Here is a 10,562-nt window from a genome sequence, read left to right on the forward strand (position 1 = left end):
AATTCACCTAGAGTTAACATACATTTGTCAGAAATTCTGACCGGCGATGCCTCCTACCCGTTACCCATGGGGGCACTCGATCATGCTGTGGGATACCTGAAAGGGTAGGCCTTAGACACGCGAGTTGTCAATAGCATGGTGTGAGGACGGGTTAGATGCCCACTTTTACAATTAAACACTACAAATAGATATCTAATGAAAGTACATGTAAAGACATGTGTGTTTTCATTAGATATTTATTTTGCCACGGATTAGACTTTAGCAAGATAAAGCGAAGATTGTTATAGGGGGATATTGATGAGCTATCATAAACGTTTATTATTTTTGTCGGGATTGGATTCATTTATCGTGTTTGCTGCAATCTACATAAGCTACATACCACTTCATCCATCAGTACAAACCATTCATTTCATTAATATTTTTTACAGCGGTATTGTACTGCTTATTTGTCATCATATATTCGCATCTATGTTCCTGCTTTATAACAAAGCATGGGAATACGCCAGTGTCGGTGAATTAATGGGGATCACGAAATCGGTCACACTCTCCATCCTAATGGTCACTTTATTTCAATTTATTATGGACTACAACGTATATGGGCGGGTGCTATTCAGTACATGGACCCTACTGATCCTCATGATTGGCGGTAGCCGCTTCTGGTGGCGTATCACTCGCGACAGCTTTGTAAAGGCTCAGGGGAATATGGAAAAAGTTTTGGTCATTGGGGCCGGACAAGCAGGAACACTGGTTGCAAGGCAGTTGCAAAATAATCGTGAATTAGGATTAATTCCTGCCGCATTTATTGATGATGATTTAAAAAAATACAAGCTGCATATTCTTGGTATTCCGGTAGCAGGAACAAGTAAGGATATCGCTTCAGCAGTTGAAAAATACAAAATTGATAAAATCGTAATCGCCATTCCTTCGTTGACTAAGAAGGAATTGACTCGAATTTTTGAAGAATGTACAAAAACAAAGATCAAACCACAAATCATGCCTAAGATTGAAGACGTCATGCTCGGCAAGACACCAGTCAGCCAGTTCCGTGATGTTGAAGTAGAAGATTTATTGGGACGAGAACCAATTAAGCTGGATATTGAAGGGATTTCAGAGTATGTATCTGGTAAAACTGTTCTTGTGACAGGTGCAGGCGGATCAATCGGATCTGAAATTTGCCGTCAGATTTGTCAGTTTGAACCGGAAAAACTAGTGCTGGTTGGGCATGGAGAAAACAGCATTTATACCATTGATATGGAACTTCGCAATCAATACGGACAAGATATTGAGATCATTCCGGTAATTGGAGACGTTCAAGATCGTGAAAGAATGTTCGAAGTGATGGAAGAGTATTCACCGGATGTTGTGTATCATGCAGCTGCGCATAAGCATGTGCCTTTGATGGAGTACAATCCGAGAGAAGCTGTGAAGAATAATGTTTTTGGGACGAAGAATGTTGCGGAGGCGGCAGATACATTTGGAGTCGGAACTTTTGTCTTAGTTTCAACTGATAAGGCGGTAAACCCTACTAATGTTATGGGGTCTACGAAACGAATTGCTGAGATGATTATTCAGTCACTTGCGCAGACTAGTAAGACTAAGTTTGTTGCAGTGCGATTTGGGAACGTGCTTGGTAGTCGTGGTAGTGTTATTCCGTTGTTCAAAAAGCAGATTCAAGCTGGAGGGCCGGTTACGGTTACGCATCCTGATATGACGAGGTATTTTATGACGATTCCTGAGGCTTCGCGTTTAGTGATTCAGGCTGGGTCACTGGCTCGTGGTGGGGAGATTTTCGTGCTTGATATGGGTGAGCCGGTGAAAATTACTGACCTCGCGAAAAACCTCATTAGACTATCTGGATATACAATAGAAGAAATTGGTATTCATTACTCTGGTTTAAGACCAGGAGAAAAGATGTTTGAAGAGCTGTTGAATGAAAATGAGATTCACCCTGAACCGATATTCCCTAAGATTTTTATAGGGAAGGCTGTTTTGGAGCAGGGGGACGAAGTGGAATATTTACTCGAGCAGTTTGACAATTTTAATGGAATTCAGTTGAAAGAATATGTCATTAACCTGGCAAATAGAAAGAAGAATCGAATCTTTTTATTGGCAAAGTAGACATCCGACATTTCAAGATCTTGTCTATTCACTTTATATAGGCGTGGGCTTGAATTTTAATTATTTGTGGATTAATAGTTTATTGGGAATTAAAAATGTATCCAATAAAGTACTAGGCTACCAATGTATATTAACTGTGAGTTATAAAAGAGAAATTATTCACAAAGTGAGGAAATAAAAATGACTAAGACTGAAATAAGAAATATTCCATTCTCTCCTCCAGATATTAGCGACGCAGAAATCGAAGAAGTAATAAAAGCGTTGAAATCGGGTTGGATAACCACTGGGCCAAAAACAAAAGAGTTTGAAAATAGAATAGCTGAATATGTTGGTGTAAATAAAGCAGCTTGTCTAAATTCAGCAACTGCGGCAATGGAACTTACACTTCGTATCTTAGGTATAGGTCCTGGTGATGAGGTTATAACTTCTGCTTACACCTATACAGCTTCAGCCTCGATTATCGAACATGTAGGTGCAAAGATAGTTCTTGTTGATACAGCTCCCGATTCTTTCGAAATGGACTATTCTAAACTTGCTGATGCTATTACCGAAAAGACAAAAGCAATTATCCCTGTAGATATTGCAGGGAAAATGTGTGACTACGATACCATATATAAAATAGTAGAGAGTAAGAAAGAACTTTTTAACCCTAATAATGAAATTCAATGGATATTTAATAGGGTAATAGTTATGACTGATGCTGCTCATGCCTTTGGTGCAGAAAGGAATGGAATGAAATGTGGACAAGTTAGTGATTTTACAACTTTCTCTTTTCATGCCGTAAAGAATCTGACAACTGCTGAAGGTGGTGCAGTTGTCTGGCGCAACGATCTCGGAATAGATGATGAATGGCTTTATAAACAATATATGCTATATAGTCTCCATGGTCAGTCGAAAGATGCTTTAGCAAAGACCCAAAAAGGTGCATGGGAATATGACATTGTTTATCCGGCTTACAAATGTAATATGACTGATATTATGTCATCAATTGGGTTGGTACAGTTACAAAGATATGAAGGTGTGTTAAAAAGACGTAAAGAGATTATTGAGATGTATGATAATGCTCTTCTACCAGTGGGAATTCAAAGTTTACAACATTATGGTGAAGGTTTCTCTTCATCAGGTCACTTATATATAGCAAGGATTCCAGGTATAGAAGAGGAAAAGAGAAATGAATTAATTGTTAAACTCTCTGATGCTGGGGTTACAAGTAATGTTCACTATAAACCGTTACCAATGTTTACAGCTTATAGGAATATAGGGTTTGATATAGTGTCTTTCCCTAATTCGTTTGATATGTACAAGAATGAGATAACATTACCATTACATACTTTGTTAAGTAACGAGGATGTTGAGTATGTTATTAAGAATTTTAAAAAGATATTATTAGACTATAAAGTGGGATGACAAAATGTATAAATTTTTTTTGAAAAGACTTATAGATTTATTAATAGCTTGTATAGCACTACCATTTTGGTTAATTATTTTACTTGTTTTTGGTCCAATTATTTATCTTCAAGACAAAGGTCCTGTTTTTTACAATTCCTCACGTCTTGGTAAGGATGGACAAGTTTTTAAAATGTATAAATTCCGGTCCATGAAAGTAAATGCTCCGGATTTACGGAACCAGGATGGTTCCACTTATAACTCAGAGAATGATCCTCGATTAACCAATATAGGAAAATTTATGCGTAAAACAAGTTTGGATGAGACACCTCAACTTTTAAATATATTTAAGGGTGAAATGAGTATTATTGGTCCTAGACCAGATATGCCAGAAGCTATAAACATCTATACTCCTTTTGAAGCCCGAAAATTAAAAGTGAGACCAGGAATTACAGGATATAATCAGGCTTTTTACCGTAATTCAGTACATGCAAAAGATAAATTTAAAAATGACATCTTCTATGTTGAAAACCTTACGTTCTCTTTGGACATTAAAATAATTATTAAAACCTTTTTAATTGTGTTATTAAGAAAAAACGTTTTTCATGAAGAACAAAACTAAAAACAAGAAAGGAGATTGATTATGATAATAGGTCATAGAGTACAACTGATAGCATTAAATGAGGAGTGTTACGGTTTAACATTAAAGTGGATAAATGATCCTGAAATTAGACTTTTTACCGGTGCTAAATTTCCTGTTAGTAGGCTTGAACATGAAGGTTGGTTTAAAGCCAAAGCTACAGATAGATTTAATAAGACCTTCGCAATACAAATGAAGGATACAAAACAGATTATAGGATTAGTTGGAAATAATGAATATGATCCTTTAAATAGAACAACATACCCATTTATATATATTGGAGAAAAAAATATACAGGGTAAAGGGATAGGCCAAGAGGCATTTTCACTTATTTTAGATTTTTGTTTTGAGGTTTTAAACGTTCGAAGAGTGTATGGTTATTTATTTGAATATAACTCGGCATCCAGAAATATGCTTGAAAAATGTGGATATAAATTGGAAGGAACTCTAAAACAACATTGGTATAAAGATGGACAATATCACGATGTTCTTGTAATGGGGAAGGTAAAAGGGGCATGATACGTTGTAAAAAGATTATGATTCTGGGAGCTAGCATATTACAGTTACCAGCAATAAAAAAAGCTAAGGAACTGGGCTTTCAGGTAATAGCAGTTGATATGGATAAAGATGCAGTAGGATTTCAGGAAGCAGATATTTGCTTGGAAATTAGTACATTAGATATACCAAAAGTTGTTGAAGCTGCTAAACATTATGAGATTGATAGTATTTTGACTTTGGCTTCGGATATGCCAATCAGAACAATTGCGGCAGTTTCAAAGGAACTTAATTTAGTTGGTCTAGATGAAAGAACTGCTCTCAATGTGACAAACAAAGCTAAAATGCGTAAGTGTTTAGAAATGAAAAATGTTCCAATACCAAAGTATTTTAAAGCGGTAAATTACTTAGAATTTTCTAAGGCTATTGAAAAAATAGAAGGGAAAATTATAGTAAAGCCTGCCGACAATTCAGGTAGTAGAGGAGTATTTCTAATCGAAGATAAAAGCGACCTTCAGAATATTAACTATGCCTTTGAACATAGTAAAAAATATTCACGGAACGGTGAGATTGTAATTGAAGAGTATATGATAGGGCCTGAAGTGAGTGTTGAAACATTGAGTATAAATGGAGTTGTATACGTAATAGCTATTACAGATAAACTTACTACGGGTGCTCCTCATTTTGTAGAGATGGGACACTCTCAACCATCATTGCTATCGGATGATATAAAAAAGCAAATAGAATTGGTTACAGCAGAAGCAGTTAATTCTTTAGGTATTTTAAATGGACCAGCACATACTGAAATAATAGTAACTAAAACCGGGCCGAAAATTGTAGAAATAGGTGCAAGACTCGGTGGAGACAATATTACCACTCAATTAGTCCCCTTATCAACAGGGATAGATATGATTAAGTCGTGTATCGAAATTACAATGGGGGAAACTCCTGATATAAATCCCAAGCTATCTATGGGATCTGCAGTAAGGTATATCGAATCAAAAAAAGGTAAGATTAATTCAATTGCTGGAATTGACAAAGTAAAGCGAATGGAAGGTATTAAACAGGTCCATTTTATGAAAAAAACTGGTGACAGTATTGGAGAAATATCAAGTAGTGTTGATAGAGTGGGTTTTATAATATCACAAGCTAATAATGCTCAAAATGCAATTGAACTCTGTGAAAATGCATCGCACAGTATAAAAATATGTGTTCAGGACGAGGAGAGCTAAAGAGATGAGAATATTGTATATAGCTACGTCATTCCCAGAGCCACATAGGGGAGCAACAATTTATACTGATTTGGCTGAGGAACTGTATAATGCTGGTCATGATATAGTAGTTGCTGTCACTGAACAGACAAGAAATAAAAATAAGACAGAGATGAAACGAGAACGTGGTTTTGAAGTGCTACGGATAGTTATTGGTAATTATTTTGACGTTGGTTACCTTCAAAAAGGGTTAACAACTTTAAAGATTCCGAGTCTTATGAAAAAAGGGATTGAGAAATATTTATCTTCTCATGAATTTGATTTTATTTTATTTGAGGCACCTCCAGTTACAAATGCCGGACTTGTAGCATGGGCAAAAAAGAAATTTAAGTGTCCAGCTTATTTAATGTTAAAGGACATTTTTCCACAAAATGCAGCAGACTTAAATATTATCAAACAAAATGGCTTGATATATAAATACTTCGCTTTGAAAGAAATGAAACTGTTGAAGACTGCAGACTATATTGGTTGTATGTCACCAGCAAATAAAAACTATGTCATAACAAATAATCCTTGGCTAGATAAGAAGAAAGTGGAACTATTTCCTAACACAAAAAAATTAACAGATAAAGAGGAAAGTAATAGATACATTTTAAGAGAAAAGTATGGTATCCCGGGTGATGCTTGCGTATTCCTTTTTGGTGGAAACATGGGGAGACCTCAGTATATAGAATTATTAAGCAACGCAGTTAAGGCTTGCAAAAATGATAAAAGTATATTCTTTTTATTTATTGGCCGAGGAACTGATAGGTATAAACTTAAGAATACTATAACAGAGAATGACATAAAAAATGCGGTGGTTATTGAAAACCTACCAAGAGATAATTATGAACAAATAATGAAAGAGTGTAATGTTGGTCTAATCGTCCTTGATCCTCGTTTTACAATTCCGAACTTCCCTTCTCGAATTTTGTCATATATGGAATTTTCAAAACCTATTTTGGCTGCAACAGACCAAGTTACAGACCTAAAAGAACTGATTAAAGAAGCAGAGTGTGGAGAATGGGTTTGGTCTCAAGATACTGATGCATTTATAGCTAAAATTAGAGAAATGGCAGCAAGTGATTCTTTAGAGATTATGGGCGAAAATGGCCGTAAATATATAGAGGAAAACTTTAATGTTAAACGTTCGGTGGAGATTTTAGAAAAACACTTCAATTAAGATTTTGAAAGAGGTTATACAATGTTTAAAGATAAAACATTATTGATTACTGGAGGAACTGGTTCATTCGGTAATGCCGTTATGAAAAGGTTTCTTGACACTGACATAAAAGAAATTCGTATATTTTCACGTGATGAAAAGAAACAAGACGATATGAGAAAACTTTATAAAAATGATAAGCTGAAATTTTATATAGGGGATGTTCGTGATTTATCAAGTGTGAAAAACGCTATGTATGGTGTAGATTATATATTTCATGCTGCGGCTCTTAAACAAGTTCCTTCATGTGAGTTCTTCCCATTAGAAGCTGTTAAGACTAATGTATTAGGAACAGAAAATGTACTAACAGCTGCCATTGAGATGGGAGTTGAAAAAGTAATCTGCCTATCAACCGATAAAGCAGCTTATCCTATAAATGCTATGGGAATATCTAAAGCAATGATGGAAAAAGTATTTGTTGCAAAGTCACAGACAATTGATCCAGATAAAACATTGATTTGTGGTACGCGTTATGGAAACGTAATGGCATCTAGAGGTTCTGTTATTCCTTTATTTATTGAACAAATAAAAAATGGACAATCTCTAACAGTAACAGATCCTAATATGACAAGGTTCTTAATGAGCCTTGAAGATGCCGTAGAACTAGTTGTATTTGCATTCGAAAATGCAGAAGCTGGTGACATTATGGTGCAAAAAGCACCCGCTTCAACTATCGGTGATTTAGCCCAGGCTATCAAAGAACTTTTTAATGTTGATAATGAAATAAAAATCATAGGTACTCGTCATGGTGAAAAATTGTATGAAACACTCCTGACAAGAGAAGAACATGTTGTTTCTCAAGATTTAGGTGGTTTCTATAGAGTGCCTGCAGATAAAAGAGACCTTAATTATGATAAGTACTTTGTTAAAGGTGATAAGCAGTTATCCGTTGAGGGTGAATATAATTCACATAATACGCACAGGCTTACTGTTGGTGGAGTTAAAGATTTATTATTAAAGCTTGATTATGTACAAGAAGAATTAAGAAGTTGGAATAAAATATGAAGATATTAGTAACAGGGGCAAAAGGTTTTCTCGGAAAAAATTTAATAGCTGAATTGAAAAACCTTCAATTTAAAGAAATCTATGAATATAGCAGAGAGACTGATTTGCTTTTACTTGATGAATATTGTAAAAGTGCAGATTTTGTTTTCCATTTAGCAGGAGTAAATCGTCCAAACGACGCTTCTGAATTCATGGATGGTAACTATGGTTTTACATTAAAGCTTTTAGAAACTCTTAAAAAATATAAAAATACTTGTCCGATCATGATTTCCTCATCGATCCAGGCAGCAATTAAAAATGCTTATGGTATGAGTAAAAAAGCTGGGGAAGATTTGATTTTTAATTACAGCAAGGAAACGGGCGCGAAAGTTTTAGTTTATAGACTTCCAAATATGTTTGGAAAGTGGAGTAAGCCGAATTATAACAGTGCAATAGCGACTTTTTGTCATAATATAGCCCGTGAGCTACCAATAAACGTTAACGATCCCAATGTTGTTATGAATTTAGTTTATATAGATGATGTAGTTCGTGAACTAATTAATGCTCTGGATGGTCGAGAAAAAAATGTTGGTGACCTGTGTGAAGTAAAACCAGTTCATACAATAAAACTCGGAGATATTGTAGGATTAATAAAATCGTTTAAGGTGAGTCGCGACGAACGGTCTGTCCCAGACATGTCAGACGCATTTACTAAAAAGTTATATAGTACGTATTTAAGCTTCTTACCTGAAGATAAATTTAGTTATGAACTTAAAATGAATATTGATCACCGAGGATCTTTTACAGAGTTTATCAAAACTCCTGAAAGAGGACAGGTTTCTGTAAATATTTCTAAACCAGGTATAACTAAAGGAAACCACTGGCATCACACTAAAAATGAAAAGTTCTTAGTTGTAAGCGGGAGTGGAGTCATTCGTTTTAGGAAAATTGATTCGGAAGAAGTCATAGAATATTTTGTTAGTGGAGAAAAATTAGAAGTAGTAGATATACCAACTGGCTACACACATAATATTGAAAATCTTGGTGAAACAGATATGGTAACTATTATGTGGGCCAATGAGTTTTTTGATTCTGAGAAACCGGACACATACTTCCTGGAGGTATAACTAATGGAAAAATTAAAGGTTATGACAGTTGTAGGTACTAGACCAGAAATAATCAGGCTGTCAGCAGTTATAAATAAATTAGAAGAGTCAAATGCAATAGAACATATACTAGTCCATACTGGACAAAATTATGATTATGAATTAAATGAAGTATTTTTTAAGGACTTTAACTTAAAAAAACCTGATTACTTTCTTAATGCCGCAACTGGAACAGCAGTAGAAACAATAGGTAATATCCTAGTTAAAATTGATCCTATTTTAGAGGAAGTAAAACCAGATGCTCTATTAGTTCTTGGAGATACTAATAGTTGTTTGTGTGCAATTGCAGCAAAAAGAAGGCAAATACCTATCTTCCATATGGAAGCAGGTAACAGATGTTTTGATCAACGAGTTCCAGAAGAAACGAATAGGAAGATAGTAGATCATATTGCAGATATCAACTTAACCTATAGTGATATCGCAAGAGAATACTTACTCAGAGAGGGACTACCTGCTGACAGGATTATTAAAACTGGTAGCCCGATGTTTGAGGTGCTCAACTCAAAACAAGAGGACATACAAACATCAGAAATATTAAATAGGTTGGAACTAAAAGAAGGGGATTATTTCGTTGTATCCGCCCATCGTGAAGAAAATATAAATACAGAAACCAACTTTCTTGATTTAGTTGAAAGTATAAATACAATAGCAGACCAATATGAATTGCCAGTCATTGTAAGTACTCATCCGCGAACAAGAAATAGGATTAATGATTTGGGAATAAAATTCAACCCACTAGTAAAAACCTTGAAACCATTAGGATTTAATGATTATGTGAAACTCCAAATAAAAGCTAAAGCAGTTCTAAGTGATAGTGGCACCATTAGTGAAGAATCATCTATTTTAGGTTTTAGAGCGCTAAATATCAGACAAGCGCATGAAAGACCTGAAGCAATGGAAGAGGCTTCAGTAATGATGGTGGGTTTAAAGAAAGAAAGAATCATACAGGGGTTGGAAGTTCTTGAAACCCAAGAGAATAATACATTAAGGCTTGTGGGAGACTATAGCATGTATAATGTATCTGATAAGATTTTAAGAATTATATTATCTTATACAGATTATGTGAATAGGACGGTATGGAGGAAATAATAGTGAAAAAGATATGTATATTAAGTGCTGTTAATATAAGGCATATGTCCTTAATTTCACTCTATACAGAAAAATTAAAAAGAGATGGAATAGAATTTGACATTATTTATATGGATAAGTATTTAGAAGAAGAAGAGTTTCCCGCCAAAAATAAATATGTTTTTCATAATAAAATTAACCAAAGTGATAATAAAATCAAGAAAGTTCTGAAA

The 10,562-nt window shown here is 34.8% G+C and carries 9 protein-coding genes and 1 pseudogene; all 10 read left to right on the forward strand.

The window, feature by feature from the left end; all coding sequences use genetic code 11:
* The first annotated feature begins 297 nt into the window (after positions 1–297).
* Positions 298–2,118, forward strand: a complete 1,821-nt coding sequence (locus V7654_RS01760; RefSeq protein WP_335427995.1) for a polysaccharide biosynthesis protein — start codon at positions 298–300, stop codon at positions 2,116–2,118.
* 180 nt (positions 2,119–2,298) lie between these two features.
* The gene (locus V7654_RS01765; protein WP_335427997.1) at positions 2,299–3,525 is read left to right on the forward strand and encodes a DegT/DnrJ/EryC1/StrS family aminotransferase; all 1,227 of its coding nucleotides are present in this window, start codon (positions 2,299–2,301) and stop codon (positions 3,523–3,525) included.
* Between the two features lie 4 nt (positions 3,526–3,529).
* Positions 3,530–4,126: a sugar transferase gene (locus V7654_RS01770; RefSeq protein ID WP_438825238.1), complete on the forward strand. Its 597-nt coding sequence runs from the start codon at positions 3,530–3,532 to the stop codon at positions 4,124–4,126.
* 21 nt (positions 4,127–4,147) lie between these two features.
* A complete protein-coding gene (locus tag V7654_RS01775; RefSeq protein ID WP_335428001.1) occupies positions 4,148–4,663 on the forward strand; it encodes a GNAT family N-acetyltransferase in 516 nt (171 codons plus the stop codon).
* 17 nt (positions 4,664–4,680) lie between these two features.
* Complete coding sequence (locus V7654_RS01780) at positions 4,681–5,871, forward strand: ATP-grasp domain-containing protein (RefSeq protein WP_335428003.1); 1,191 nt, start codon at positions 4,681–4,683, stop codon at positions 5,869–5,871.
* 4 nt (positions 5,872–5,875) lie between these two features.
* A complete protein-coding gene (locus V7654_RS01785; protein ID WP_335428006.1) occupies positions 5,876–7,072 on the forward strand; it encodes a glycosyltransferase family 4 protein in 1,197 nt (398 codons plus the stop codon).
* A gap of 21 nt (positions 7,073–7,093) precedes the next feature.
* Positions 7,094–8,116: a polysaccharide biosynthesis protein gene (locus V7654_RS01790; protein ID WP_335428007.1), complete on the forward strand. Its 1,023-nt coding sequence runs from the start codon at positions 7,094–7,096 to the stop codon at positions 8,114–8,116.
* Complete coding sequence (locus V7654_RS01795) at positions 8,113–9,222, forward strand: capsular polysaccharide biosynthesis protein CapF (RefSeq protein ID WP_335428009.1); 1,110 nt, start codon at positions 8,113–8,115, stop codon at positions 9,220–9,222. Before V7654_RS01790 ends, V7654_RS01795 begins: the two co-directional genes overlap by 4 nt.
* Before the next feature lie 3 nt (positions 9,223–9,225).
* Positions 9,226–10,350 (forward strand): non-hydrolyzing UDP-N-acetylglucosamine 2-epimerase, encoded by a 1,125-nt coding sequence (gene wecB / locus V7654_RS01800; RefSeq protein ID WP_335428011.1) that lies wholly within the window; start codon positions 9,226–9,228, stop codon positions 10,348–10,350.
* A gap of 2 nt (positions 10,351–10,352) precedes the next feature.
* A pseudogene (locus V7654_RS01805) lies at positions 10,353–10,562 on the forward strand (capsular biosynthesis protein); the annotation flags it as partial.

The sequence above is a fragment of the Bacillus sp. JJ1609 genome (assembly GCF_036967045.1).
Taxonomy (GTDB): Bacteria; Bacillota; Bacilli; order Bacillales; family Cytobacillaceae; genus Mesobacillus.

What these genes read in the sequence shown, in the direction of transcription:
- V7654_RS01760 (WP_335427995.1), top strand. Translation starts at nt 298, where the DNA reads ATGAGCTATCATAAACGTTTATTATTTTTGTCGGGATTGGATTCATTT.
- V7654_RS01765 (WP_335427997.1), top strand. Translation starts at nt 2,299, where the DNA reads ATGACTAAGACTGAAATAAGAAATATTCCATTCTCTCCTCCAGATATT.
- V7654_RS01770 (WP_438825238.1), top strand. Translation starts at nt 3,530, where the DNA reads ATGTATAAATTTTTTTTGAAAAGACTTATAGATTTATTAATAGCTTGT.
- V7654_RS01775 (WP_335428001.1), top strand. Translation starts at nt 4,148, where the DNA reads ATGATAATAGGTCATAGAGTACAACTGATAGCATTAAATGAGGAGTGT.
- V7654_RS01780 (WP_335428003.1), top strand. Translation starts at nt 4,681, where the DNA reads ATGATTCTGGGAGCTAGCATATTACAGTTACCAGCAATAAAAAAAGCT.
- V7654_RS01785 (WP_335428006.1), top strand. Translation starts at nt 5,876, where the DNA reads ATGAGAATATTGTATATAGCTACGTCATTCCCAGAGCCACATAGGGGA.
- V7654_RS01790 (WP_335428007.1), top strand. Translation starts at nt 7,094, where the DNA reads ATGTTTAAAGATAAAACATTATTGATTACTGGAGGAACTGGTTCATTC.
- V7654_RS01795 (WP_335428009.1), top strand. Translation starts at nt 8,113, where the DNA reads ATGAAGATATTAGTAACAGGGGCAAAAGGTTTTCTCGGAAAAAATTTA.
- wecB (WP_335428011.1), top strand. Translation starts at nt 9,226, where the DNA reads ATGGAAAAATTAAAGGTTATGACAGTTGTAGGTACTAGACCAGAAATA.